Consider the following 23,750-nt stretch of genomic DNA (forward strand, 5'->3'; position numbering starts at 1 on the left):
CTTTTTCTTGCATCACACATACTACGGATACAAAAACGCCGCTCAGTGAGCGGCGTTTTCGTTTATTTGGAGCGGGAAACGAGACTCGAACTCGCGACCCCGACCTTGGCAAGGTCGTGCTCTACCAACTGAGCTATTCCCGCGGTGTATCTACAACAAAAATGGCGTCCCCTAGGGGACTCGAACCCCTGTTACCGCCGTGAAAGGGCGGTGTCCTAGGCCACTAGACGAAGGGGACCTGGAACTTATTACATCACCCGGCTAATCACCGACTGACCCAAGCAGCACCTGTTGAGTGCCACTTGAAAATCTGGAGCGGGAAACGAGACTCGAACTCGCGACCCCGACCTTGGCAAGGTCGTGCTCTACCAACTGAGCTATTCCCGCATATACAACCGACATCTACAACAATAATGGCGTCCCCTAGGGGACTCGAACCCCTGTTACCGCCGTGAAAGGGCGGTGTCCTAGGCCACTAGACGAAGGGGACGCAACCCGGAACCTGCAATACACTTTCCGGCTCCCTGCTCACTGCAATAAAGCATTGCGCTGGAAGTGGCGCGCATTCTATGGATCCTGCGCAGAGTCGTCAACCTCTCTGTAATTTTTTTTATAAATCAACGACTTCAGGCTAGATTATAAGGCGGCTCTATCAGCACCGGAGCTAAGGCACTACACTCCGACGAAAACCAGCACTCGCGAGGCGGTACCGATGTCCCCACTGGTAATTACCCTGCTGATTGTCGGCGGCATCGCTCTATTGATCGCCATTGCCTACGTCAATCACATGGTCGAGAACAACAAGCTGGAAAAGGCCCGCCTCCGGACCGAGCTCAATGACCGCATCCGCCGCTGCGCCAATCTATCCGAAACCTTGCCCGGACAGCTGATGACGCCCCAGCTGAAGCTCATGCTCAGCCGCCTGCAAATGCACTTTACCCAGCGCCTGGTGCAATTACAGCCAGGCAATGCCGACAGCAAAGCGCAACTGGAAGCACTGCGCCAGTTGATTGCCCAGGGCGATGCGATCCCGGTACAGAATCCTCCACAGCAGATCATCAGCGAAGTCAAAGCCAAAGAAGCGCGTTTTCAACTGGAAAGCCTGCACGGACAAATCACCCGCTGCGCCCAGGATGGCATCCTGCCGACCAATGAAGCCAAGCACTGGGTCAATGAAATTCGCCACATGCTGGTGCAACTGCATATCGAACTGTTCGGCAACCTCGGCCATCAGGCCCTGCAACAGAACCAGCCCGGGCAAGCGCGCCTGGCGTTCGAGCGCGGGGTGCAGTACTTGCGCAAACAGGCCGATGCCGTGCGCTACCAGGCTCCACTGCAAAAATTCGAAAGCCAGCTCGCGCGGGCCAATGCCATGGTGGTGGACATGGGCACGCCTGCAGCCGACGACGCCAGTGAGCTGACCGAGGGCCTGAAAAGCCTGGATGGCGATGCAGATTGGAAGAAGAAGAATATTTACGACTGAGTCCGACAGCCACACGCCTTAATCCACCGCAGACAAGGACATTCGATGAGCCTGACCGTGTATGGCGCCCCGCTTTCGCCCTTCGTACGCAAAGTACGCCTGTGCCTGGCGGAGAAAGACCTCGAGTATCAACTGGAAATCGTTCTGCCCTTTGGCCAGCCCGCCTGGTATCGCCAACTCAGTCCACTGGGTCGCATCCCGGCCTTGAAGGATGGCGATTTCAGCCTGGCCGACTCCAGCGTGATCTGCCAGTACCTGGAAGACAACTACCCCGAGCGCACCCACCTGCAGGGCCAGAGCGCCGAGCAGCGCGCCCGCGTACGCTGGCTGGAAAAATACAGCGACTACGAGTTGGCACCACTGTGCACCTTCAGCGTCTTCCGCAACCGCGCCCTGAAGCCGTCCATGGGTCAGCCCTGCGATGAGGCAGCAGTACAGACCACGCTGACGGAAAAGCTACCGGCGCACTTCGACTACCTGGAGCAGAGCCTGGGCACCGCCGAGTACTTCGTCGGCGATAGCCTGACCCTGGCCGACCTGGCATTTGCCTGCCAGATAATCAACATGGAACATGGCGATGAGCAGCTGGATGCCCAGCGCTGGCCGAGCCTGGCCGCCCTGCATCAGCGGGTGAAAGCGCGTCCCTCGGTGCAAGCCCTATTGCCCGGCGAGCAGAAGATGCTGGCCAAGATGGCCGCCAAAGCTTGATCCAGCGCTGGGCTGAAGCGCAGCGCCGCCAAGCCCAACTCGCCCGGCGGTGTCAACAGTCGCTAAGCTGCAAGAAAATCTCGACCAACCGCTCGATCCCGAGCTGGTCCGCGGCCGTAAAGCGGGCCAACTGCGGACTATCCAGATCCAGCACGCCGATCAGCTGCCCAGCCTTCAACAGCGGCACCACCAGCTCGCTGCGCGAGGCACTGTCGCAGGCGATATGCCCGGCAAAGGCGTGCACATCCTCCACCCGCTGCGTCTGCCAGGTAGCCGCAGCCACCCCGCACACCCCGCGCCCCAGGGGTATGCGCACACACGCCACCCGCCCCTGGAATGGCCCCAGCACCAGCTCATCGCCCCGCGCCAAGTAGAAACCCGCCCAATTCAGCTCGCTCAGCTCCTGGAACAACAAGGCGCAGAACTGCGCGGCGTTGGCAATGAAATCCCGCTCATCTGCCAACAGTGCCTGCAGTTGCGCGGCCAGCAGTGAATAGTCATCGGACTCAGGGCCAGTGTGCGCAAGGTCGATCATGCTTGGCTTTCCAGGAGTTGCAGCCCGACCCAGTGCCGGGCAAATTGATAGGCACAGCGACCATTGCGATTACCGCGACCCAGGGCCCAGCGAATCGCCGCTTTTTCCAGCGCCTCGTTCCACTGCCAGTTCAAGCCAGCCGGCGACGCCTGCACCTCGATCCAATGGCGCACCACATCGAGAAAGTGATCCTGGGTGAATGGGTAGAAGGACAACCACAGGCCGAAACGATCGGACAAGGCGATCTTGCCCTCAATCGCCTCACTGGGATGCAGTTCGCCGTCGACCATCTGCGAGGCCTCGTTGTCGCTGTGACTCTCCGGCATCAGATGGCGGCGATTGGAGGTGGCGTAGAGCAGCACATTGTCTGGCGAGCGCTCCAGCGAGCCATCCAGCACGCTTTTCAGCACCCGGTAATCACCCTCACCCGCCTCGAAGGACAGGTCGTCGCAAAACAGCACGAAGCGCTGGGGCAAGCGAATCAGCTGCTCGACCACGCGCGGCAGATCCGCCAGATGATCACGCTCGATCTCGATCAGGCGCAGCCCGGCCACGGCATGTTCGGCCAGCAACGCGCGCACCAGCGATGACTTCCCCGTGCCCCGTGCGCCCCAGAGCAAAGCGTGGTTGGCCGGCAGGCCCTGAATGAATTGCCGGGTATTGCGCGCCAGCTGTTCACGCTGAGTGTCCACCCCGATCAGGTCACTCAGATTCAGGTCAAGGTTGATGCTCAGCGGCTGCAAGTAACCACTGCGGCCCTCACGGTGCCAGCGCGCGGCCAGACTGTGCTGCCAATCGATATCGCCACGCTGGGCTGGCAACAGCGGCTCAAGGCGCGCCAGCACGCTCTCGGCGCGCTGTAGAAAAGTATTTAAACGAGAATCCACGATTTTCTCCTTGGTGTGCTCCTTGATGTTACAGCCTGCCTGCCAACTGCTCCTGCCGAAAGGCAGAACAGATGGTCTATGATTGGCAGGCGAACGGACCCGAGATTATTGCCACCCATGGATATATCGCTCACCCAACGCCTGTCGTTCAAACAGGCCAGTTTGACCGTACTGGTGGCGTTTATCCTCGGCACTGCGCTCAGCTTGATTCAAGTGGGCTTCGATTATGCCAGCGAGGACGCCTCCATCGACCGCGAGATTAGCGCACTGATGGAGATCAGCCACAATCCCGCGGCACGCATCGCCTACAACATCGACGCTGAGCTGGCCCAGGAACTGGTGCTGGGCCTGCTGCGCTCGCCGGCGGTGATTCGCGCCGAGATCATAGACAACAGCAATATGACTCTGGCCAGCGTCACCCGCCCACCCGACCCAAGCCGCTACCGGCTGCTCAGCGATTTCCTCTTCGACGAACGGCGCCAGTTCGAAACGCCGTTGTTCGTCAGTCACGCGCCCCAGGAAGCCCTCGGCGTGCTGCGCCTGGAAGTCGACACCTATGCGTTCGGCAGTCACTTTCTGCGGCGCGCCATGCTTACCTTGCTAACCGGCTTCGCCCGCAGCCTGCTGCTCTCGTTGATCCTGCTGGTGCTGTTCTATTTCATGCTGACCAAGCCGCTGATCGAGGTGATTCGCGCGCTCAGCGGTCGCGACCTGCACACCCCGAACCGCAACAGACTGCCCTGCCCGCGCGGACATGAGCGCGATGAAATCGGCATCCTGGTCGACGTCACCAACCAACAACTGTCCAGCATAGCCATGGAGATCGAGCAACGTCGCGAAGCGGAGAACCGCCTCACCCAGTACCTGAGTGAACTGGAGAACATCGTCTCTGCGCGCACGACCGAATTGAAGGCCAGCAACGCGCGCCTGCTCGAATCCAATCAGGAGCTGGAACAGGCAAGACGCACCGCGCTGGACATGGCCCAGGCCCGTTCGGCGTTTCTCGCCAACATGAGCCACGAGATCCGCACCCCGCTCAACGGTCTGCTCGGCATGCTTGCCTTGTCCCTCGACGGCCAGCTGAGCAACGAACAACGCCAGCAGCTATCGATTGCCCACGACTCCGGCAAGGTTCTGGTCAATCTACTCAATAACATCCTCGACTTGTCGAAGTTCGAAGCCGGTCAGTTAGAGCTGGAAAGCATGCCTTTCGACCTCGGCACAATGGTCGAAGACACCGCTAGCCTACTGTCGCAAAACGCCTTACCGAGTGTCGAATTGACCTGCCTGATCGACCCGCAACTGCCCGCGCAAGTGCTCGGCGACCCGACACGGGTGCGCCAGATCATCAGCAACCTGCTGTCAAACGCCCTGAAATTCACCCGCTTTGGCCGCGTCGACATCCACGTCGACAGTGGCCCGACAGGCATACGGATCCTGGTGCGCGACACCGGCATCGGCATTGCCGAAGAGGCACGCGCGCGCATCTATCAACCCTTTGCCCAGGCAGGAGTCGGCATTACCCGTCAGTTCGGCGGCACCGGCCTGGGCTTGGCGCTCACCCGCCGCCTGTGCGAAGCCATGCAGGGTCGGCTCGAACTGGAGTCCAGGGAAGGCTTCGGTAGCCAGTTCTGCGCCGAACTGCCATTGCCCAGCCACACTCCTGCGCCCACCTTGCCAGCACTGACAGGAACGGTCGTTGCCCTCAGCTCGGCCAATTCAGGCCTCAGCGAACTACTTGGCAAGCTGCTGCCCGCATGGGGACTGGTGTATCAACGCCTGGACACCGATACAAATCTGCTCGGTGTCACAGCCGACCTGCTGATCAGTGACTGCCCCGAGTGCCTCCCGGCCACGCGGCCTACGTTCACGATTCCGATCCTGCTGGTCACCGCCTACGGCAGCTTCCTACCCAGCGAACAGACGCACACCCTGGCGCCGTTCGAACAAATCGCCCGGCCGCTGTCGCGGCAAACCCTGCTCCAGGCATTGCGCCGCAGCCTTGGCCAGCAGATGGAAAGCGCACCGGCGCCAAGCCCCATCGAGCAACAAAGCGGACGGCGAGCGCGGGTGCTGCTGGTGGAGGACAATCCGGTCAACCAACTGGTGGCAAAAGGCATGCTCGGCAAACTCGGCTGCGAGGTTGTGCTGGCCAACCATGGCGCCGAAGCCCTGAGCCAACTGGCTCAGCACGACATCGACCTGGTGCTGATGGACTGCAACATGCCGATCATGGATGGCTATGAGGCCAGCCGCAGAATCCGCCAAGGCGGACACCATCCCGAGCTGCCGATCATCGCCCTGACCGCCAACGCCCTGCCCGATGAACGCGAGCGTTGTCGCGCCGCCGGCATGAGCGATTACCTGTCCAAACCCTTCCGCCGCGAAGAGCTGGCCGCCCTGCTCGAGCGCTGGCTGCCGGCGTCTAGCGCAGCGTCATGAAGCGGTCGAGCAACTGACCAACGCGGCCACGCAGCTCAGTCAGTTCATCCACCTCGACACCCTGCTCGCACAACAGCTGCTGGCGCAACGGCAGCACCCGCTCGCGCAAGGCACGACCCGCTTCAGTCAATGCCAGGTGCACCTCGCGCTCATCCACAGCCGAACGCTGGCGCAATAGCAAACCAAATTGCTGCAAGCGCTTGAGCAGCGGGGTCAAGGTGCCCGAATCGAGCAGCAAGCGCTCGCCCAGGGCCTTGACCGTCGGCTGTGTCGGCGGGACAACCTGCCACTCCCAGAGCACCAGCATCGCCAGGTACTGCGGGTAGGTCAGGTTTAATTGATCGAGCATCGGCTTGTAGGCACGAATCACCGCCCGCGAAGCCGCATACAGCTTGAAGCACAGCTGGTTGTCCAACTGCAGGGCGTCTTCGCGCTCGAATGGCACTGCCTTCATTTGAGCAGAGCTTCGATCTCGGCAGTCAGATCTTCCGGCTTGGTGGCCGGCGCGAAACGCTTGACCTGCTTGCCGTCGGCACTGATCAGAAACTTGGTGAAGTTCCACTTCACACCCTGACTACCGAGCAGACCGGGGGCATTTTTCTTCAGTTGGACGAACAAGGGATGGGCATCGCTGCCGTTGACATCGACTTTCTTGAACAAGGGAAAGCTGACACCGAAGTTCAGCTCGCAAAACTCGGAAATGGCCCCTTCATTGCCCGGCTCCTGCTTGCCGAACTGGTTACAAGGAAAGCCCAACACCACCAGACCTTTGTCTTTGTACTGCTGCCAGAGGCTTTCCAAACCCTTGTACTGCGGAGTGAAACCGCACTTGCTTGCAGTATTGACCACCAACACGGCCTTGCCGCCGAAGTCGGAGAGGGTTTTCTGTTCGCCCTTGATGGTGGTTACAGGGATATCGAAGAGTTCGTTGCTCATGGATGGCAGCGCCTTTGCTCGGGAGAAAGTGGAAACACCATAGCGAGCAATTAAATTGCATGCAATTTAATTGCGAAAATAAGGCCTGCCGTCAATGAGCCACCGCGCAGTCGCAGGACGGGTCAGCCCGCGTAACTCGAACCGCCCCGTCCTGCGTTGCGCATGGCCGCGCAAGCTTCACGCTTCGGCTTTAGGCACGAGCTTCAGCGAGGCCGAATTGATGCAGTAGCGTAAACCGGTCGGCGCCGGCCCATCGGGGAAGACGTGGCCCAGGTGGGCATCGCATTTTCCACACTTCACTTCGATGCGGTGCATGCCGTGGCTGAAGTCATCCAGGCTGGTAATCGCATCCTTGCTGAGCGGCTGAAAGTAGCTGGGCCAGCCACTCCCGGAGTCGAACTTGGCGTCGGAGTCGAACAATGCAGTACCGCAGCAGGCGCAGTGATAAACGCCCGGCGTCTTGCTGTCATGGTATTCACCGGAAAAGGCTCGCTCCGTGCCACCCAACCGGCAGACATGGAACTGCGTCTCCGACAGTTCTTCGCGCCAGTCTTCCAGGGGTTTTTCGAGCTTGTCCACAGGCAGGTCTCCTCAACAGAAAAAAGCCCGACCAGTAGCTTTGCCAAGGTCAGGCTGCAACGTATCATTCGCCCCCAGTCTGTCACCGGCGTTACAACCTGCCAAGGCTCGCCTGATCGAGACTTTGACACGGTAATTCAACGGCGTTTCACCACTCGGGATCCCTTACATGCAGTTCAGCAAATCGAACAAGCTCGCCAATGTCTGCTACGACATTCGCGGCCCCGTGCTCAAGCACGCCAAACGCCTGGAAGAGGAAGGCCATCGCATCCTCAAGCTGAACATCGGCAACCCGGCGTCGTTCGGTTTCGAAGCCCCGGAAGAAATCCTTCAGGACGTCATCCGCAATTTGCCGATGGCCCAGGGCTACAGCGACTCCAAGGGCCTGTTCAGTGCGCGCAAGGCGGTGATGCAGTACTACCAGCAGAAGCAGGTCGAAGGTGTCGGCATTGAGGACATCTACCTGGGCAACGGCGTGTCCGAGCTGATTGTCATGGCCATGCAGGCGCTGCTCAATAACGGCGACGAGGTGCTGATCCCGGCCCCCGACTATCCGCTATGGACTGCCGCCGTAGCCCTGTCCGGCGGCAAGCCGGTGCATTACCTATGTGACGAGCAGGCCGGCTGGTTTCCCGACATTGCCGACATGCGCGCCAAGATCACGCCCAACACCAAGGCACTGGTGTTGATCAACCCGAATAACCCCACCGGCGCGGTGTATTCCAAAGAAGTACTGATGGACATCGTCGAACTGGCGCGTCAGCACAACCTGGTGCTGTTCTCCGACGAGATCTACGACAAGATCCTCTACGACGAAGCCCAGCACATCTGCACCGCCTCGCTGGCGCCGGATGTGCTCTGCCTGACCTTCAACGGCCTGTCCAAGTCCTACCGGGTGGCGGGTTTCCGCTCCGGCTGGGTAGCGATTTCCGGGCCCAAGCACCGCGCGCAGAGCTATATCGAAGGCATCGATATCCTGGCCAACATGCGCCTGTGCGCCAACGTGCCGAGCCAGCACGCGATCCAGACGGCGCTGGGTGGCTACCAGAGCATCAACGACCTGGTGTTGCCGCAAGGCCGCTTGCTGGAACAGCGCAACCGCACCTGGGAGCTGCTCAACGACATTCCCGGGGTCAGCTGCGTCAAGCCCATGGGTGCGCTCTACGCCTTCCCCAAAATCGACCCCAAGGTCTGCCCGATTCACAACGACGAGAAATTCGTCCTCGACCTGCTGCTCTCCGAGAAGCTGTTGATCGTCCAGGGCACGGCCTTCAACTGGCCGTGGCCGGATCACTTCCGCGTGGTCACCCTGCCGCGGGTCGATGATCTGGAACAAGCCATTGGCCGCATCGGCAGCTTCCTCAAGAGCTACCGTCAATAACCGGAGATCGCCATGAACCAGGGCAAACGTTATCTGCTGACAGGCGCCAGTTCCGGTATCGGCACCGCACTCGCCCGTGAGCTGGCGAGCAAAGGTTACGACCTGGCCCTGGCGGCGCGCCGCGAAGACAGCCTGCACCTGCTGGCGGCCGAACTGCAGGCGCGCTTCGGCCGCAAGGCCATCGTCCTGCCCCTGGACGTCACCGACTACGCAGCCTGCCAAGATGCCGTAGGCATGGCTGCCAACGCCCTGGGCGGGCTGGACGGTCTCATCGCCAACGCGGGCATCGCCCTGACCGGCAAAGTCGGTGGTGGTCACTTCGAGCGCGCCAGGCTGACCCTGGAAACCAACCTGATCGGCGCCATCGCCTGCCTCGATGCAGCAGCCGCGTTGTTTAGTCAGCAAGGTCATGGCCACCTGGTCGCCGTCGCCTCGGTCGCCGGCAAGCGCGGCCTGCCCTATGCCGCGGCCTATTCGGCGAGCAAGGCCGGCTTGATCAGCTACATGCAGGCCACCCGCGCCGAACTGCAGGGCAAGGGCATCGACACCACCCTGCTGCTGCCCGGCTTTATCGATACGCCCCTCAATAGCGATATGCCCAAACGACCCTTTCTGATCGATGTAGAACGCGGCGCCACGCTGATCGCCCGGCACATCGACAAACGCCACAGCAGTGCCTACGTACCGGGTTGGCCCTGGGCGATTCTCGGTCGCCTGTTGCCGCTACTACCCACCTCGATGATTGCCAAATTCTGATGGATCTACAAATCGACGATTTCTACAAGGATGCGGCCGCCGCCATGCTGCAGCTCTATCAGGTTTTCCCGCGCAAAATGGCGCTCTACGTAGAGGACCTGATCGGCCGCGAGGAACCGGATGAATTCGGCCTGCCGAGCAAGCGCCATGAGAGCTGCCTGGGCACGCTGTTGTGGCTGGCCGAGGAAGGCTACCTGCGCTTCGACTCGACAATCGCCTACGACGCCCTCGATCAGGCGGTGCTCAGTGAAAAAGGCTTTCTGCGCCTGAGTCGCAGCGTGCCCCATGCCCTGCGCGAAGGCGAAGCACTACCCCCAAGCGTGCGCCGAGTGCACGCCACCCTGGCCTTTCAACTGCGCGACGCGCTGAGCCATAAACATGGCGAACGCCTCGCCCGCCTCACCCGCTTGCTCTTCGAAAGCAGCCTGACCGCTACAGGCGACACAGTTTGAAATAGTCCCCCGGTTGAAGAGACGGGGGGCGCGCCCTTATATAGCCGGCATATCAAGCAGGTCTTTCCCGTGAGGAGTCGTTTCACACCATGACGCGCATTTTGCTGTTCCTGGCTACTAACCTGGCAGTGTTGATCATCGCCAGTATCACTCTCAAGCTACTGGGGGTAGACCGCTTCACCGGCCAGAACTACAGCAGCCTGCTGATCTTCTGCGCGGTATTCGGCTTTGCCGGCTCATTGATTTCACTGCTGCTGTCCAAGTGGATGGCGAAGATGAGCACCGGTACCGAGATCATCACCCAGCCACGCACCCGCCACGAACAGTGGCTGATGCAAACCGTCGAAGAACTGTCCCGCGCAGCCGGCATCAAGATGCCGGAAGTGGGAATCTTTCCGGCTTACGAATCCAACGCCTTCGCCACCGGCTGGAACAAGAACGATGCCCTGGTGGCGGTCAGCCAGGGCCTACTGGAACGTTTCTCGCCTGATGAAGTGAAGGCTGTGCTGGCCCACGAAATTGGCCACGTAGCCAACGGCGACATGGTCACCCTGGCGCTGATTCAGGGCGTGGTGAACACCTTCGTGATGTTCTTTGCGCGGATCTTCGGCAACTTCGTCGACAAGGCCATCCTGAAAAACGAAGGCAGCCACGGCATCGGTTACTTCGTCGCGACCATCTTCGCCGAACTGGTACTGGGCATCCTGGCCAGCATCATCGTCATGTGGTTCTCGCGCAAACGCGAGTTCAAGGCCGACGAAGCCGGCGCCCGCCTGGCCGGAACCGGCGCCATGATCGCCGCCCTGCAGCGCCTGCGCGCCGAACAGGGCGTGCCGGTGAACATGCCCGACAGCCTGACCGCCTTCGGCATCAACGGCGGCCTGAAGCATGGCCTGGCCGGCCTGCTGATGACCCACCCGCCCCTGGAAGATCGCATCGAAGCCCTGCGTCAGCTGCGCTAACCAGCAAGCATGAAAAAGGGCGGCCCTCGGGTCGCCCTTTTTTCATGCTGTTCACGCCAGTCCAACTATAGGCCGGACCAGGCGACGCTCCGTTCGGTGAGCGGCAGCAAACCAACCAGGCTGACGCGCCGCATTATCAGCGCTTGATCAAGCGATAAACCACCTCGTCCAGCGCTTGCAGATTGTGCTTGATGAACTTCCAGTTGCCCTGCAGCACATCCAGCCGCTCCAGCGTCTCGATCTGCCAGCCCGCCCCGAACAACTCATGCACTTCGCCATCCGTCACCGCGAAGGGTGGGCCGTCCATCTGACTCTGCTGGTAATCCAGGGTAACCAACAGGCCCCGGCATGCCGCCGGCAAAATGGCCTGCAGATGCGCCACGTAGCGTTTCCGCAGCTCGACCGGCAAGGCGATCAATGCCGCGCGATCGTAGAGCGCCTGGCAATCGCCGAGCTGCCCTGCCGTCAGGGCGAAGAAATCGCCGCACCAGAGCTCCACCGCTCCGGCGCGATAGACCTGGAACGCGCCTTCCTGGCTGATCTCGGCGCTCAAGTCATGTTCCGCGAAGAAATCCTCGACCGCCTTCTGCGCCAGCTCGACGCCCAGCACCCGATAGCCCTGCCCCGCCAGCCAGGCCAGATCCAGACTCTTGCCGCACAACGGCACCAGCACCCGTGCGCCCGGCTGCAGCTCGAGCGCCGAGCAGTGGCGCTGCAGATAGGGATTGACCTGATCCAGATGGAAACCGATCTGATCGCGCGCCCAGCGTGTCTGCCAAAATGCCTCGTCCACTCTACCCCCTAAAAATTCGATCAAATAGCTCAAGTATTTATACTGGAATTCGATAATAGCAGCCGCGAAGATAGCAATATCCTACTGCAGGAACCTACCCCATGCTGCCTTCGCTATTTATCTCCCACGGCTCACCCATGCTCGCCCTGGAACCCGGCGCCAGCGGTCCGGCCTTGACCCACCTGGCTGCGGCGCTACCGAGACCACGGGCCATCCTGCTGGTGTCCGCCCACTGGGAAAGCTCTGCACTGCGCGTCACCAGCGCCGCCCAACCTGAAACCTGGCATGACTTTGGCGGCTTCCCTCCAGCGCTGTATCAGCTGCAATACCCGGCGCCCGGCAATCCGCAACTCGCCGCAGACATCGTGCAATTACTCGGTGTCGCCGGTCTCCGCGCCCAACTCGACCCCGAACGCCCATTCGATCACGGCGCCTGGGTGCCACTGTCACTCATGTACCCGGCCGCCGACATCCCGCTCGTGCAGCTCTCGCTGCCCAGTCGCCAGAGCCCTGAAGTACAGACCCGTATCGGGCGCGCCTTGGCCGGCCTGCGCGAGCAAGGCGTACTGCTGATCGGCTCCGGCAGCATTACCCATAACCTCGGTGAACTCGACTGGCACGCCGGCCCCGAGGTAGTTGAGCCCTGGGCCCAGGACTTCCGCGACTGGATAGTGACCCGACTCGCCGCCGACGACGAGGCTGCACTGCACGACTATCGCCAACGCGCCCCGGCGGCCGTACGCAATCACCCGAGCGACGAACATCTATTGCCCCTGTTCTTCGCCCGCGGCGCTGGCGGTCAGTTCAAGGTCGAGCACAGCGGTTTCACGCTCGGCGCCCTGGGCATGGATATCTATAGCTTTGCCTGATCAACCCAAGGTGCTGCCAAACTGCGGCATGCGCCAACTGCGCGCGTCTCAGACGCCAAGGTATCGATCACGGCCCCCTACCAATTTGTGCTTCAATCATCTGCATGACCCTGCCCTTGGAACCGTCGGCCACGAGGCTCAGGTGTCACGCAGAAGGTGTGGACGATATGAACTCAATCAGGCTTGCAGCCATAGCACTTGTGGTCGCCGGTACCCTGGCGCTGATTTACGGTGGTTTCAGTTATACCAAGGACACCACCGCGGTCAAACTTGGTCCGCTCGAGCTTTCCGTGAAAGAGAAGGAAACGGTCAACGTCCCCATGTGGGCTGGGATTGCCGCCATAGTGGCCGGCGGCCTTATGCTCGTAGTTGGCAGCAAGCGGCCATAGCGCCGCTGTAGGCCTTGCCTGCCGGGTGGGCGGATACAAAAAAGCCCCGCATCTCAACAATGCGGGGCTTCTTGTTTAGCGCTTAACGCGAATCAATCTTCGCGATAGCGACGCAGCTTCAACGGCTTGCCACCGACGCGGGTGTCTTTCAGCTTGCTGAGCAAACTCTCAAGACCGTCTTCCGGCAGCTCGACCAGACTGAAGCTCTCGCGCACCTGGATGCGACCGATGGCTTCGCGAATCAGACCACCCTCATTGAGGATGGCGCCCAGCAGGTTCTTCGCGGCGATACCGTCACGCGCGCCCAGCGCAGTACGGCAACGGGCACGACCTTCAGCCAATGGCACTGGCGCACGACGCTCACGGCTGTCACCGCGATCCGAACGCTCATTGCTGCGCTCACGCGGCGCACTGGTCGGCACCAGCGGTTGCTCGCGCTCGACTTCAGCCAGGGTCAGGGCCTGACCGTTGGTGGCCTTGCGCAGCAGCGCGGCAGCCAGGGCACGCGGGGTGCAACCGATTTGCGCGGTCAGACGATCGAGCAGTTCGCCATGGCTGGCTTCGGCGTCGGCCACCAGGGGTGCCAGGCTCGAGGTCAGCTTCTTGATCCGCGCGTCCAGTACTTGCTGGCCGTCGGGCAGGCGTACTTCCGTGACTTTTTGCCCGGTGACACGCTCGATTACCTGCAGCATGCGGCGCTCACGCGGAGTGACCAGCAACAGCGCGCGACCGGTACGACCGGCACGGCCGGTACGACCGATACGGTGGACATAGGATTCCGGGTCGTACGGCATGTCGACGTTCATCACGTGGGTGATGCGCGGCACGTCCAGGCCACGGGCAGCGACGTCGGTGGCGACGACGATATCCAGGCGACCATCTTTAAGCGACTCGATCACCCGCTCACGCTGGTTCTGGGCGATGTCGCCGTTCAAGGCCGCGGCCTTGTAGCCACGCGCCTCAAGCACGGCAGCCAGATCCAGAGTGGCTTGCTTGGTACGCACGAAGGCGATCAGCGCATCGAACTCTTCGACTTCCAGCAGACGCAGTACGGCGGCGTGCTTCTGGTCGGCGTGGACCAGCAAGTGAGCCTGCTCGATGGCGGTCACGGTCTGGGTCTTGGTTTCGATCCTGACGTGCTTTGGATCACGCAGGTGCTTTTCGGCAATGGTGCGAATCGAATGCGGCAAGGTGGCCGAGAACAGGACGGTCTGGCGAGTTTCCGGCATGGCCTTGAAGATCACTTCAAGGTCGTCCATGAAGCCCAGCTTGAGCATTTCGTCCGCTTCATCGAGCACCAGGTGCTGAATGGTCGACAACACCTTCTCGTCACGACGCAGGTGATCGACCAGACGACCCGGAGTGGCGACTACAACCTGTGCGCCATTACGAATGGCTTTCAGTTGCGGGCCCATGGGCGCGCCGCCGTATACGGCGATGACGTTCAGCCCCGGCATTTGCTTGGCGTAGGTTTCGAAGGCGGTCGCGACCTGCAGGGCCAGCTCACGGGTCGGCGCGAGAATCAGCGCCTGCGGCTGGCGCTTGGTCGGATCGATGCGGCTGAGGATTGGCAGGGCAAAGGCAGCGGTTTTACCGGTGCCGGTCTGCGCCTGACCGATCATGTCGTGGCCAGCGAGAATCACTGGAATGGCCTGCAACTGAATCGCCGAAGGCTCTTCGTAGCCAGTCGCGATCACTGCGGCGAGAATATTAGGGTGAAGATCGAGTGCGGCGAAGCCTTCGAGTACTTGGGTCATGGGTCTGCCTCTAGTGCATCCGCAAAGACCCATGCTCCAAAGCTGCGCATGCCGTGTAAGACTCTAAAGTCACCCTGGCAGCCGTGTCGGCGGGGATTTGCGAAAACGTGGTTGTAAATGAATCGTCAAGGATAGTCCGCTACGCAGACTAACTGCCGAAGGTGACCTCCGGGCGAGTTGTGTAACCTGAACGTGGCCATGAATTGACCGGCGCGCACTATACCGGAAAAGCGGGAAGTTGTGATGGTTTTCCCACAATTAAATCAGCTACACCGCCAAACGGTCGCCCTGAGCGGGATTGAACGCAGGTCATTCAATGCTCGGGATACAGGGCCATATGCAGGCCATTGATGTGCCGACGCCGCATCAACACTCATTCAGCAACTGCCAATGCAACCCACCACGTGCGGTTTGCAGTAGCCCTGCTATACCCTGTTGCACGACATTCTCTGCGCAAGGATTTCTGCCATGACTCAAAGCACCAACGGTCGCGTCAGTCGTGAGAAACGCGGCCAGATCATGCTGATCGGCCTGGATCGAACGAGCAAGCGCAACGCCGTCGACCTGGACATGCTCAATGACCTGTGCCTGGCCTATGGCGAGTTCGAGCGCGACGGTGAGGCTCGCGTAGCCTTGCTCTTCGCTCATGGCGAGCACTTCACCGCCGGACTGGACCTGGCCAATGTCGCCGCCAGCTTTGCTGCTGGCTGGCAGATCCCTGCCGGCGGCTGCGACCCCTGGGGCGTGTTTGGCGGCCCACGGGTGAGCAAACCGGTAATAGTGGCGGCCCAGGGCTATTGCTACACCATCGGCATCGAACTGATGCTCGCCTCGGACATCAACCTGTGCGCCAGCAATACCCGCTTCGCCCAGATGGAAGTGCAGCGCGGTATTTTCCCGTTCGGCGGCGCCACCCTGCGCATGCACCAGAACGCCGGCTGGGGCAATGCCATGCGCTGGCTGCTCACTGGTGATGAGTTCGATGCTCACGAAGCCTACCGCTTGGGCCTGGTGCAGGAAGTGCTGGCCAGTGAAGAACTGCTGCCACACGCGCTCAAGCTGGCCGCACGGATTGCCGCCCAGGCACCGCTTGGCGTGCAAGCCACTCTCGCCTCGGCACGCCAGGCAGTGCGCGAAGGCGAAGCCGCGGCGGCGGCCAATCTGCATCCAACCGTGATCCGCCTGATGGCCAGCGAAGATGCCCAGGAAGGCGTGCGCGCCATGCTCGAACGTCGTCCCGGCGACTTCAAGGGCCGCTGAGTACAGTCAACTGGCCGGACGCAGCGCCTCGATCAACGGCTGCAGGGAGTAGCCCAGCTGCGGCCCCAGAGCTGCAGCCTTGATCTTCAGGTCGTCCAGATCGAGCTGCTGCTCAAGGTCGGCGGGCACCAGCAGGATGACATTGCCCTCCTTTACCGGGCATTCCCAATAATGCCGATGGTAGAGGCCGCGCAGCAGCGGCGCACCCAGCGGCTTACCGTCATTGCCGGCCCACTGGTTGATGATCAGCCAGCCGCCCGGATTCAACTGTTTCTGGCAGTCCTCCAGAAAATTCCAGGCCAGGTGACCAACGCCGGGACCGTGGTCGGTATAGAGGTCGACGAAGATCAGATCGGCGCTTTCTGCAGTTTTCAGCAGATCGAGGGCATCGCCGATACGGATGGTCAGGCGCGGGTCATCGTCCAGGCCGAGGTACTGCATGGCCAGACGTGGCACCTCGGGGCGCAGCTCAATGGTTTCGACATCCTCCAGCGGCAGAAATTTGAGGCAAGCCTGGGTCAGGTTACCGGCACCGAGCCCAAGAAACAGCGCGCTCTCCGGCGCCGGGTGGCACAAACTACCGAGCAGCATGGCACGGGTGTAGTCGTACTCCAGCCAACACGGGTCGGCAGTAAACACACAACTCTGCTCAACCGAGTCGCCAAATTCGAGAAAACGGTACTCGCCGATCTCGATCACCCGGATCACGCCGAACGCATCTTGCACTTCGGCGAGCAGGACCTCGTCTTGCAACTCTTCCACCGGGGGTAAACCTGGCATTGATCGCTCTCCAGCCTGACAGCCCCGACCAGTCGCACCAGGGTAAAGGTGACAATTGTCAATGAAGCACCCGCGCCGGGTCACGCGATAATTCACCGTTGCCTGCTTTGCGGCGTCTTGCGGCTGGCCCAGAGCAAGACCTGCCAGGCCACTATCCGGGCGGTTATGCAGCGGCGCTATCATGCCTATCGGCTTGAAGGCACAGGCTGATCGGTTACCATGCCCATCTGCCTAATTAACCGCCTGAAGCCGAGAACCATCATGTCGCAACCCTGGAGTCCTGAAAGCTGGAGAAGCAAGCCAATCCAGCAACAGCCGCACTACCCCGACGCCGCCCACCTGGCCAAGGTCGAGCAGACTCTGGCCGGCTATCCGCCGCTGGTGTTCGCCGGTGAAGCTCGAGAGTTGCGCCGCCAGTTTGGCGAGGTGACCCAGGGTCGTGCATTCCTGTTGCAGGGTGGCGACTGCGCCGAGAGTTTTGCCGAATTCAGCGCGGCGAAGATCCGCGACACTTTCAAGGTGCTGCTGCAGATGGCCATCGTCATGACCTTCGCCGCCGGTTGCCCGGTGGTGAAAGTCGGGCGCATGGCCGGGCAGTTCGCCAAACCGCGCTCGGCCAACGATGAAACCATCGGCGATACCACCCTGCCGGCTTACCGCGGCGACATCGTCAACGGTATCGGCTTCGACACCAAGAGCCGGGTGCCGGACCCGGAGCGCCTGCTGCAGGCTTATCACCAGTCCACCGCCAGCCTGAATCTGCTGCGCGCATTCGCCCAGGGCGGCTTCGCCGACCTGCATCAGGTCCACCAGTGGAACCTCGACTTCATCGCCAATTCGGCGCTGGCCGAGAAATATAGCCTGCTGGCTGATCGCATTGACGAAACCCTGGCCTTCATGCGTGCCTGTGGCATGGACACTTCGCCGCAACTGCGCGAAACCAGCTTCTTCACCGCCCATGAGGCGCTGCTGCTCAACTACGAAGAAGCCTTCGTGCGCAAGGACAGCCTCACCGGCGGCGCCTACGCCTGCTCGGCGCACATGTTGTGGATCGGCGACCGTACCCGCCAGCTGGATGGCGCCCACGTCGAGTTCCTGCGCGGCGTCGGCAACCCGATCGGGGTCAAGGTCGGTCCGAGCATGGACCCGGACGAGCTGATCCGCCTGATCGACATCCTCAACCCGGATAACGACCCAGGCCGCCTCAACCTGATCGTGCGCATGGGCGCGGACAAGGTCGAAGCCCACATGCCGGCCCTGGTGCGCAAGGTGCAGGGCGAAGGCAAGCAGGTGCTGTGGAGTTCCGACCCCATGCACGGCAACACCATCAAGGCCAGCAGCGGCTATAAGACCCGCGACTTCGCGCAGATCCTCGCCGAAGTGAAGCAGTTCTTCGCCGTGCACCAGGCCGAGGGCAGCTACGCCGGCGGCATCCATATCGAGATGACCGGACAGAACGTCACCGAATGCATCGGCGGCGCGCGGCCGATCACCGAAGCAGGGTTGTCGGACCGTTACCACACTCACTGCGACCCACGGATGAACGCCGACCAGTCGCTGGAACTGGCCTTCCTGATTGCCGAGACACTCAAGCAGGTGCGCCGCTAAGCCGCTCGCCGCCTGGGCCGCCCTACGCCGTCAGGCGTTCGCGCAGGCGGCCCAACATCCCCAGCAAACTGCCGACCTTTTCCCGCTCACGCGCCTCGCGCGGCACCTGCGCCAGGCGCGTAACTATCTGCGCCGGCTGGCGCAGAGTGAAGGCCATTTCCTGCTGGTCCCGGGGTTTTCTCAGGTAGCGGAAGATGCCGCCACTGTTTAGCGCCGCCACCGCTGCATCCAGGTCGGAATAACCCGTGAGCAGGGCCTGCAACTCTCCGGCGTGAAGATTGAGCACGACAGCAACCTGCAGGCCGTGGCGCAATTACCAACCTGACAAGCCCGGCCAGGCGCGATATGGTGAGGACTCCACCCCGCCGCCGAAGAGCCGACCATGCCCTGGTATATCTGGTTACTGATAGTTCTCGTTCTAGGCTCTATCGTGGGCGGCTTGATGGTGCTGCTGCGTACTGCCAAACCCCTGCCGCTAACCGACGAACAACTGCAGAAAGTCCGTGAACGAAAAATCGAGATGGAAGCCCAGGACGCCGAGGACGCTCGCAAGCGTTAGTCTGCTGGCCGGCCTATTGGCGGGCTGTGCACATTGGCAACCCGCATCGACTGAAAACTGTGCGGCGTTGTTCACGCAATTGCCGCTGGCCACCCAGGCTTATCAGGATGCGCAGTACCACCGTTTGCCCGGCTTTATCGGCCTGCGCAGCGATAGAGTCCTCGCGGCCCTTGGCGCAAACGCAGATAGCCCGGCGCAGCGCCGTCTGTGGCTGCAACACCTGGCCGCACGCGACACCGAGGCCAGCCGGATCGAAATTGGCCAATTACCAGCGACCCAGCGTCACGACTGGAGCAGCCCAGCCCGGCAAGAGGCGCTCGGTGCCTGCCGCGCCCGCCAGGTCGAACGCCTGGGCGCCGACCCCAAGGCGTTTGCCCGCGCAGTCGAAGCCGCGCAAGTGCCCGACGACTACCGTGACTGGGCACGCACCCTGGGCCTCTATCCGCTGTTCAAGCCGATCTTCCGCCAAGGCATTGCCGCTTGGCAGCAAGCTGCCGGCCAAGCCACTGCGCCCGCGGACGGCGCGCAGTGGCTAAGCTACCAGCCAATTCCGCCAGCGGCGCAGCCACTGCCGCTGATATTGCATGAAGATAGCTTGGGCCTGCCGCAGGCGGATGCACAGCAACTCGACGCGCTGTTCGCCCGCCACGCGCCCTGGCTGAAAATCGCCCAAGCCGGCCGCAGCGACCGTATCGGCAGCCCGTATTACCGCCCTGATGGCAGCCGCGCGTTTAATCCGCTGCAGGCACGCCTTTACCAGCACAGCAGCTGGAGCCAGTTGAATGGCCGCTGGCACCTGCAACTGATCTACCAGCTCTGGTTCAGCCAGCGACCCAAGCCCAACGCCGTGGATCTGTACGGTGGCGAGCTGGACGGTTTGCTCTGGCGCGTCACCCTCGACCAGCAAGGCAAGGCCCTGCTCTATGACAGCATCCATCCCTGTGGCTGCTGGCACAGTTTTTACCTGCCGGCGGACTCGCCCCTGCAAGTGCGCCAGAACGTGGATCAAGAAGCACGCCTGAGCCAACGCCTGAGCTTCAATGGCGATACGGCGCCGACCCTGTGGCTGAGCGCAGGCGAGCATCGCCTGCACTGGATCGATGCCCGCCGTTCGCCCTACCCCACCCTGCTCTACCAACGCATCCCGCTCGATCAGTTGCGCCAATTGCCTCACCCACAAGGCCAGCGCAGCCTGTACGGCAAAGACGGCCTAGTACCCGGCAGCGAGCGCCTGGAACGCTGGCTGCTGTGGCCATCCGGTGTCGTTTCGCCGGGTGCTATACGGCAGTGGGGCACGCATGCCACGGCCTTTATCGGCCGTGCCCACTTCGACGACCCGCACTTGCTCGGGCGTTATTTCGAGTAACGCTGGGCGGGCTGCGCCGCTAAACTGCGGCTCCTTACAAGGAGCTGCCGTGCCGCTACATCTTCGCCTGTTGCTACCAACCCTCGGCCTGGGGCTGGGCTTTGGCCTGGGTTTTATCCAACCCATCGGGCTGGCCGCCGGCCTGCTCTTCATCGCCCTCCTGCTGGCTGCCGACCAAGCACTGCCCAAGCGCCTGTGGTGGAGCCTCAGCCTGCTCGCCAGCCTTGCCCTCGCCGCCCACCTGATACCGGGCTTCGCGGCCTGGCCATTGTCACCGCCACGGCAGATCAGCCGCGATGCGGCGCCTTACGCCGTGCGCCTGTCCTGGGACAAATTGCTGGTTGGCTTGACCTTGCTGGCGTGGTGGCTGGGCCAACCCCACGCCCGTCGCACCCAAACGCAACGAGCCGGGGCAGTGGCGCTGCTGACGTTGGTCGGCATACCACTGCTGGCCTTGGCTCTGGGCCTGGTTGGCTGGCAGCCAAAATGGCCGACGGAGTTGTGGCTGTGGCTGGCGGTCAACCTGGGCGTGGCGGTCCTGGCCGAAGAGCTGCTGTTTCGCGGCCTGCTGCAGACTCGCCTGGTCAGCTGGCTGGGTATCTGCCCGGGCATCCTGCTGACTGCCGTGCTGTTCGGCGCCGTGCATGCACCCTTCAGTCCGTTATTTGCCGTGGTCGCCGGTATCGCCGGCCTGGGTTACGGCCTGGTGTTTCACTACAGTGGCCGACTGAGCCTGGCGGTTGCCCTGCACGCTGCGGTCAATCTGTCACACCTGCTGTTACTGAGCTATCCGCTGCGCCTGGCCTGACCCTGATCTGCAAAGGAGCGAAGATGGCGGCCAATTGGCCATTGCTGCGTAACTGCTCGAATAACCGGCCAAGTTGCGCCGCACTGATTGGTGCTGCGGGGCGCAGCAGCACCTGATGTTGATAGCGTTGGTCGACCCGCTGGGAAATCAGCAACTGCCCGGCGTATTGCCGATGACGCTCGAGAAAATCGCTGACATAGGAACGCGTGGCCAGGGCGATATCCGCTCGTCCATGCAGCACCATGAGCAAGTTGCTGTCGTGGGAATAGCTCAGGGTCGCATTGAAGTTTTTCGCGAGAAATTGCGGCTCGGCATTGAAGTCGGCGAAACCATAATGGTAGCCATTGAACAGCGCCAGACGCTTGCCTCTGAGCCGCTTAAAATACCCCTGCCCGCGCTCCGGCTCGACCCGTGCGACAAACACTTCAGCATCTTCCAGCCCCATGTCGACGACGGTGTGGGCAATGTCCTGCCAACCCCAGGCCGAGTTTTCGAACATCGACATGTCAATCCGCCCCTGTTCGAAATCCCGGAAACGCCGGGGAATCGAGGTCGGTCGCACGATGAAGTTAAAATCGCTTTGCGCCCGGTTGAGCGCATCGAGCAATTGCGGCAGCAAGCCGGCACGCTGCGACTGCTCCGCCTTAAGTACATAAGGCGGGAAAAAAGCACCGCCCACATGCACCACTTGCTGGGCTGCAAGCGGCCCCGTAGCCAGTATCGCCACGCACAGTGCACACCCCATGACCAGCCTGCGCAGCAACCGCGACATACACACCCCCGCATCCATATTTGCGCTCGAAAAACAGCCTATTCCAGGGAAAGCTGACCGAGCAGAGTGATTTCAGTCATTTAGCAGAGGTTCCGGCACCACCAGATGATAACTCTGGAGCAAGGCGTCCAGCTGCCCATTACGATTCAGCTCCAGCAGCAACCCGGCGAAAGTCTCTGGCATCAACGGGGATTGCACACGGAACAACGCATGGTGCTGGTAATACTGATCGACCCGCTGCGATACCAGCAACGCCTTACTGCGCTTGGGGTGACGACTCTGGTAGTTCTGCAGGTAAGAGCGGGTAATCACTGCAATATCGGCCCGATCACGTATCAGCATCAGCAGGTTGCTGTCATGTGAGTAGGTCAGCACCGCAGCAAAGTTCTCACGGAGGAATTGCTGATTCGCATTGAAGCCGGCGAAGCCATAGTGATAGCCACTGTATAGCGCCAGCCGCTTACCCTTGAGCTGAGCGAAATAGCCCTGGTCGCGTCCCGGCTCGGCGAGTGCGACATAGACTTCAGCATCTTCGATATGCAGATCCAGTGCGGTATGCGCCGTATTCTGCCAACCCCACCCCGGCGACTCGAACAGAATCAGATCGAAGCGGCCACTTTCCAGATCGCGGTAACGGCGGGCCACCGAGGTTGGCACCAGACTGAACCGATAGGTGCTCTGCAAACCATTCAGGGCCGCCAACAATTCCGGCAGCACACCTCTGGGCGCGGCGCTTTCCGGCTTAATCACGTAAGGAGGGAAATGGTAGGCGCCAACCCGCACCTGCTCGGCGGCCAGCACCGGCCAGGCGATCAACAGACACAACGCAGTCAGCAGCCCCCGGAATAGCACACGCAAATCACACACCTCGAAAGCGACACCAGGCCGCGAGCGGCTCCTTGTGTCAGCTGGGCGGATATTCCCTAACCGCTGCAGTAGTGCCAAAAGGCCATTGTCAGCTATTGAACGCTCAAACCTCTTTGAGTACCAGCGAAAGCGCCTCTTCGGCCAGTTGATCCAGGCTCATCGGTCCTTCAGGACGGAACCAGGTAGTGGTCCAACTCAAGGCACCGGTGAGGAAACGTCGGAGGATGAAGGGATCGGCCTTGAAGTATCCCTCTGCCTGGGCCTCGCTCAGGACGTCCAGCCACAGCTGCTCATAGGTATCGCGCAATTCGAGGATAAATTGCTGGCTGGGCTCCGAGAGCGAACGCCATTCGTAGACCAACACCGCCATGGCCTCGCCGGTGCCGCCCATGATCGACTGCAGTTCGCAGCGGATCAGCGCCAGCACGCGCTCACGCAAGTTGCTCGCCTCGGCCAACGAAGCCTGCATCAAGGCGGTGTTGTAGCGAATGGTTTCCTCCATCACCGAGCGCAGGATCTCGTCCTTGCTCTTGAAGTGATGAAAGATGCTGCCCGATTGGATACCCACCGCGCTGGCCAGGTCGCGCACCGTGGTGCGTTCGTAACCCTTGCTGCGAAACAGGTGCGCCGCGGTCTGCAGCAGTTTGCCGCGGGCGCTGTCCGGATCGGTGATCTGCCCACGGGTCATCAGGTCCCGCATCACCGCCTGAGCTTGTTGGTCATCCACGCTTAATACTCTCCAGCCTTCTATATGACTTGGACAAAACGGCCATTTTCCGGCTATTTGCCCAAGTGTTTGTC

25 protein-coding genes, 4 tRNA genes and 1 pseudogene are annotated in these 23,750 nt (G+C 61.4%); 14 read left to right on the forward strand and 16 right to left on the reverse strand.

Going from position 1 to position 23,750, the window contains the following annotated elements; all coding sequences use genetic code 11:
• Window positions 1-67: 67 nt before the first annotated feature.
• The 4 genes from VCJ09_RS15685 to VCJ09_RS15700 form a co-directional block, all read right to left on the reverse strand.
• Window positions 68-143 (reverse strand) — tRNA-Gly (locus VCJ09_RS15685).
• Window positions 144-162: 19 nt separating this feature from the next.
• Window positions 163-238: transfer RNA gene (locus VCJ09_RS15690), tRNA-Glu, on the reverse strand.
• A gap of 73 nt (window positions 239-311) precedes the next feature.
• Window positions 312-387: transfer RNA gene (locus tag VCJ09_RS15695), tRNA-Gly, on the reverse strand.
• Window positions 388-414: 27 nt separating this feature from the next.
• Window positions 415-490 (reverse strand) — tRNA-Glu (locus VCJ09_RS15700).
• Between the two features lie 222 nt (window positions 491-712).
• Between VCJ09_RS15700 and VCJ09_RS15705 the strand changes: the two genes are divergently transcribed.
• Window positions 713-1,483, forward strand: a complete 771-nt coding sequence (locus tag VCJ09_RS15705) for a hypothetical protein (protein WP_324731075.1) — start codon at window positions 713-715, stop codon at window positions 1,481-1,483.
• Window positions 1,484-1,528: 45 nt separating this feature from the next.
• Window positions 1,529-2,191: a glutathione S-transferase family protein gene (locus VCJ09_RS15710; protein WP_324731076.1), complete on the forward strand. Its 663-nt coding sequence runs from the start codon at window positions 1,529-1,531 to the stop codon at window positions 2,189-2,191.
• A 52-nt stretch (window positions 2,192-2,243) separates the two neighbouring features.
• Here the strand turns inward: VCJ09_RS15710 and VCJ09_RS15715 are convergent, their stop codons facing one another.
• Both VCJ09_RS15715 and VCJ09_RS15720 read right to left on the reverse strand, forming a co-directional pair.
• On the reverse strand, window positions 2,244-2,726 hold the full coding sequence (locus VCJ09_RS15715) for a GAF domain-containing protein (RefSeq protein WP_324731077.1): 483 nt from the start codon (window positions 2,724-2,726) through the stop codon (window positions 2,244-2,246).
• Window positions 2,723-3,613, reverse strand: a complete 891-nt coding sequence (locus tag VCJ09_RS15720; protein WP_324731078.1) for an ATP-binding protein — start codon at window positions 3,611-3,613, stop codon at window positions 2,723-2,725. The genes VCJ09_RS15715 and VCJ09_RS15720 overlap by 4 nt, the downstream gene beginning before the upstream one ends.
• Before the next feature lie 117 nt (window positions 3,614-3,730).
• On the opposite strand from VCJ09_RS15720, the gene VCJ09_RS15725 reads away from it, so the two are divergent.
• Entirely contained in the window at window positions 3,731-6,055 is a 2,325-nt protein-coding gene (locus VCJ09_RS15725; RefSeq protein WP_324731079.1) for a hybrid sensor histidine kinase/response regulator, read from the forward strand.
• Here VCJ09_RS15725 and VCJ09_RS15730 read toward each other — a convergent pair.
• From VCJ09_RS15730 to msrB, 3 genes are all read right to left on the reverse strand, one after another.
• Complete coding sequence (locus VCJ09_RS15730; RefSeq protein ID WP_324731080.1) at window positions 6,039-6,509, reverse strand: MarR family winged helix-turn-helix transcriptional regulator; 471 nt, start codon at window positions 6,507-6,509, stop codon at window positions 6,039-6,041. The genes VCJ09_RS15725 and VCJ09_RS15730 overlap by 17 nt on opposite strands.
• Window positions 6,506-6,991, reverse strand: a complete 486-nt coding sequence (locus VCJ09_RS15735) for a glutathione peroxidase (protein ID WP_324731081.1) — start codon at window positions 6,989-6,991, stop codon at window positions 6,506-6,508. The genes VCJ09_RS15730 and VCJ09_RS15735 overlap by 4 nt, the downstream gene beginning before the upstream one ends.
• Before the next feature lie 177 nt (window positions 6,992-7,168).
• The gene (msrB, locus tag VCJ09_RS15740) at window positions 7,169-7,570 is read right to left on the reverse strand and encodes a peptide-methionine (R)-S-oxide reductase MsrB (protein ID WP_324731082.1); all 402 of its coding nucleotides are present in this window, start codon (window positions 7,568-7,570) and stop codon (window positions 7,169-7,171) included.
• Window positions 7,571-7,739: 169 nt separating this feature from the next.
• Between msrB and VCJ09_RS15745 the strand changes: the two genes are divergently transcribed.
• From VCJ09_RS15745 to htpX, 4 genes are all read left to right on the forward strand, one after another.
• Window positions 7,740-8,951, forward strand: coding sequence for a pyridoxal phosphate-dependent aminotransferase (locus tag VCJ09_RS15745; protein WP_324731083.1), 1,212 nt, complete (start codon window positions 7,740-7,742; stop codon window positions 8,949-8,951).
• A gap of 12 nt (window positions 8,952-8,963) precedes the next feature.
• Window positions 8,964-9,707 carry an SDR family NAD(P)-dependent oxidoreductase gene (locus VCJ09_RS15750; protein ID WP_324731084.1) on the forward strand — a complete coding sequence of 248 codons (744 nt, stop codon included), beginning with the start codon at window positions 8,964-8,966 and terminating at the stop codon, window positions 9,705-9,707.
• Window positions 9,707-10,159, forward strand: coding sequence for a hypothetical protein (locus VCJ09_RS15755; RefSeq protein ID WP_324731085.1), 453 nt, complete (start codon window positions 9,707-9,709; stop codon window positions 10,157-10,159). The genes VCJ09_RS15750 and VCJ09_RS15755 overlap by 1 nt, the downstream gene beginning before the upstream one ends.
• A gap of 89 nt (window positions 10,160-10,248) precedes the next feature.
• Window positions 10,249-11,121 (forward strand): protease HtpX, encoded by an 873-nt coding sequence (gene htpX, locus VCJ09_RS15760; protein ID WP_324731086.1) that lies wholly within the window; start codon window positions 10,249-10,251, stop codon window positions 11,119-11,121.
• Window positions 11,122-11,257: 136 nt separating this feature from the next.
• On the opposite strand, the gene VCJ09_RS15765 is transcribed toward htpX, so the two are convergent.
• Window positions 11,258-11,914, reverse strand: coding sequence for a thiopurine S-methyltransferase (locus VCJ09_RS15765; RefSeq protein WP_324731087.1), 657 nt, complete (start codon window positions 11,912-11,914; stop codon window positions 11,258-11,260).
• A 101-nt stretch (window positions 11,915-12,015) separates the two neighbouring features.
• Between VCJ09_RS15765 and VCJ09_RS15770 the strand changes: the two genes are divergently transcribed.
• Both VCJ09_RS15770 and VCJ09_RS15775 read left to right on the forward strand, forming a co-directional pair.
• Window positions 12,016-12,783 carry a DODA-type extradiol aromatic ring-opening family dioxygenase gene (locus VCJ09_RS15770; protein ID WP_324731088.1) on the forward strand — a complete coding sequence of 256 codons (768 nt, stop codon included), beginning with the start codon at window positions 12,016-12,018 and terminating at the stop codon, window positions 12,781-12,783.
• Window positions 12,784-12,950: 167 nt separating this feature from the next.
• A complete protein-coding gene (locus tag VCJ09_RS15775; RefSeq protein ID WP_324731089.1) occupies window positions 12,951-13,172 on the forward strand; it encodes a hypothetical protein in 222 nt (73 codons plus the stop codon).
• 92 nt (window positions 13,173-13,264) lie between these two features.
• Here the strand turns inward: VCJ09_RS15775 and VCJ09_RS15780 are convergent, their stop codons facing one another.
• Window positions 13,265-14,962, reverse strand: a complete 1,698-nt coding sequence (locus VCJ09_RS15780; RefSeq protein WP_177345208.1) for a DEAD/DEAH box helicase — start codon at window positions 14,960-14,962, stop codon at window positions 13,265-13,267.
• Window positions 14,963-15,397: 435 nt separating this feature from the next.
• On the opposite strand from VCJ09_RS15780, the gene VCJ09_RS15785 reads away from it, so the two are divergent.
• A complete protein-coding gene (locus VCJ09_RS15785) occupies window positions 15,398-16,189 on the forward strand; it encodes a crotonase/enoyl-CoA hydratase family protein (RefSeq protein WP_324731090.1) in 792 nt (263 codons plus the stop codon).
• A gap of 6 nt (window positions 16,190-16,195) precedes the next feature.
• Here VCJ09_RS15785 and VCJ09_RS15790 read toward each other — a convergent pair whose 3' ends face one another.
• Window positions 16,196-16,969: a spermidine synthase gene (locus VCJ09_RS15790; RefSeq protein ID WP_324731091.1), complete on the reverse strand. Its 774-nt coding sequence runs from the start codon at window positions 16,967-16,969 to the stop codon at window positions 16,196-16,198.
• A 261-nt stretch (window positions 16,970-17,230) separates the two neighbouring features.
• Here VCJ09_RS15790 and VCJ09_RS15795 point away from each other — a divergent pair, with 261 nt between their 5' ends.
• Window positions 17,231-18,577 (forward strand): class II 3-deoxy-7-phosphoheptulonate synthase, encoded by a 1,347-nt coding sequence (locus VCJ09_RS15795; protein ID WP_324731092.1) that lies wholly within the window; start codon window positions 17,231-17,233, stop codon window positions 18,575-18,577.
• Between the two features lie 22 nt (window positions 18,578-18,599).
• On the opposite strand, the pseudogene VCJ09_RS15800 reads toward VCJ09_RS15795, so the two are convergent.
• Window positions 18,600-18,701: pseudogene (locus tag VCJ09_RS15800) on the reverse strand (response regulator); the annotation flags it as partial.
• A gap of 258 nt (window positions 18,702-18,959) precedes the next feature.
• Here VCJ09_RS15800 and VCJ09_RS15805 point away from each other — a divergent pair.
• The 3 genes from VCJ09_RS15805 (at window position 18,960) to VCJ09_RS15815 (ending at window position 21,310) form a co-directional block, all read left to right on the forward strand.
• A complete protein-coding gene (locus VCJ09_RS15805; RefSeq protein WP_324731093.1) occupies window positions 18,960-19,136 on the forward strand; it encodes a DUF2897 family protein in 177 nt (58 codons plus the stop codon).
• A 67-nt stretch (window positions 19,137-19,203) separates the two neighbouring features.
• Entirely contained in the window at window positions 19,204-20,502 is a 1,299-nt protein-coding gene (locus VCJ09_RS15810) for a hypothetical protein (protein ID WP_324731094.1), read from the forward strand.
• 49 nt (window positions 20,503-20,551) lie between these two features.
• Window positions 20,552-21,310 carry a CPBP family intramembrane glutamic endopeptidase gene (locus tag VCJ09_RS15815; RefSeq protein WP_324731095.1) on the forward strand — a complete coding sequence of 253 codons (759 nt, stop codon included), beginning with the start codon at window positions 20,552-20,554 and terminating at the stop codon, window positions 21,308-21,310.
• On the opposite strand, the gene VCJ09_RS15820 is transcribed toward VCJ09_RS15815, so the two are convergent.
• The 3 genes from VCJ09_RS15820 to VCJ09_RS15830 all read right to left on the reverse strand — a co-directional run bounded on the left by VCJ09_RS15820 (window position 21,261) and on the right by VCJ09_RS15830 (window position 23,676).
• The gene (locus tag VCJ09_RS15820; protein WP_407692972.1) at window positions 21,261-22,082 is read right to left on the reverse strand and encodes an amino acid ABC transporter substrate-binding protein; all 822 of its coding nucleotides are present in this window, start codon (window positions 22,080-22,082) and stop codon (window positions 21,261-21,263) included. The genes VCJ09_RS15815 and VCJ09_RS15820 overlap by 50 nt on opposite strands.
• Window positions 22,083-22,154: 72 nt before the next feature.
• Entirely contained in the window at window positions 22,155-22,940 is a 786-nt protein-coding gene (locus tag VCJ09_RS15825) for a substrate-binding periplasmic protein (protein ID WP_407692973.1), read from the reverse strand.
• Window positions 22,941-23,052: 112 nt separating this feature from the next.
• Window positions 23,053-23,676 (reverse strand): TetR/AcrR family transcriptional regulator, encoded by a 624-nt coding sequence (locus VCJ09_RS15830; RefSeq protein WP_079202557.1) that lies wholly within the window; start codon window positions 23,674-23,676, stop codon window positions 23,053-23,055.
• Between the last annotated feature and the right edge of the window lie 74 nt (window positions 23,677-23,750).

Origin of the sequence: Pseudomonas paeninsulae (assembly GCF_035621475.1) — a bacterium.
Lineage (GTDB): Bacteria > Pseudomonadota > Gammaproteobacteria > Pseudomonadales > Pseudomonadaceae > Aquipseudomonas > Aquipseudomonas paeninsulae.

Excerpts from the sequence above, each read along its gene's own strand:
- VCJ09_RS15705 (WP_324731075.1), top strand. The coding sequence starts at position 713 with ATGTCCCCACTGGTAATTACCCTGCTGATTGTCGGCGGCATCGCTCTA.
- VCJ09_RS15735 (WP_324731081.1), bottom strand. The coding sequence starts at position 6,991 with ATGAGCAACGAACTCTTCGATATCCCTGTAACCACCATCAAGGGCGAA.
- htpX (WP_324731086.1), top strand. The coding sequence starts at position 10,249 with ATGACGCGCATTTTGCTGTTCCTGGCTACTAACCTGGCAGTGTTGATC.
- VCJ09_RS15775 (WP_324731089.1), top strand. The coding sequence starts at position 12,951 with ATGAACTCAATCAGGCTTGCAGCCATAGCACTTGTGGTCGCCGGTACC.
- VCJ09_RS15805 (WP_324731093.1), top strand. The coding sequence starts at position 18,960 with ATGCCCTGGTATATCTGGTTACTGATAGTTCTCGTTCTAGGCTCTATC.
- VCJ09_RS15750 (WP_324731084.1), top strand. The coding sequence starts at position 8,964 with ATGAACCAGGGCAAACGTTATCTGCTGACAGGCGCCAGTTCCGGTATC.
- VCJ09_RS15745 (WP_324731083.1), top strand. The coding sequence starts at position 7,740 with ATGCAGTTCAGCAAATCGAACAAGCTCGCCAATGTCTGCTACGACATT.
- VCJ09_RS15730 (WP_324731080.1), bottom strand. The coding sequence starts at position 6,509 with ATGAAGGCAGTGCCATTCGAGCGCGAAGACGCCCTGCAGTTGGACAAC.
- VCJ09_RS15790 (WP_324731091.1), bottom strand. The coding sequence starts at position 16,969 with ATGCCAGGTTTACCCCCGGTGGAAGAGTTGCAAGACGAGGTCCTGCTC.
- VCJ09_RS15780 (WP_177345208.1), bottom strand. The coding sequence starts at position 14,962 with ATGGGTCTTTGCGGATGCACTAGAGGCAGACCCATGACCCAAGTACTC.
- VCJ09_RS15820 (WP_407692972.1), bottom strand. The coding sequence starts at position 22,082 with ATGTCGCGGTTGCTGCGCAGGCTGGTCATGGGGTGTGCACTGTGCGTG.
- VCJ09_RS15710 (WP_324731076.1), top strand. The coding sequence starts at position 1,529 with ATGAGCCTGACCGTGTATGGCGCCCCGCTTTCGCCCTTCGTACGCAAA.
- VCJ09_RS15770 (WP_324731088.1), top strand. The coding sequence starts at position 12,016 with ATGCTGCCTTCGCTATTTATCTCCCACGGCTCACCCATGCTCGCCCTG.
- VCJ09_RS15785 (WP_324731090.1), top strand. The coding sequence starts at position 15,398 with ATGACTCAAAGCACCAACGGTCGCGTCAGTCGTGAGAAACGCGGCCAG.
- VCJ09_RS15725 (WP_324731079.1), top strand. The coding sequence starts at position 3,731 with ATGGATATATCGCTCACCCAACGCCTGTCGTTCAAACAGGCCAGTTTG.
- VCJ09_RS15795 (WP_324731092.1), top strand. The coding sequence starts at position 17,231 with ATGTCGCAACCCTGGAGTCCTGAAAGCTGGAGAAGCAAGCCAATCCAG.
- VCJ09_RS15755 (WP_324731085.1), top strand. The coding sequence starts at position 9,707 with ATGGATCTACAAATCGACGATTTCTACAAGGATGCGGCCGCCGCCATG.
- VCJ09_RS15715 (WP_324731077.1), bottom strand. The coding sequence starts at position 2,726 with ATGATCGACCTTGCGCACACTGGCCCTGAGTCCGATGACTATTCACTG.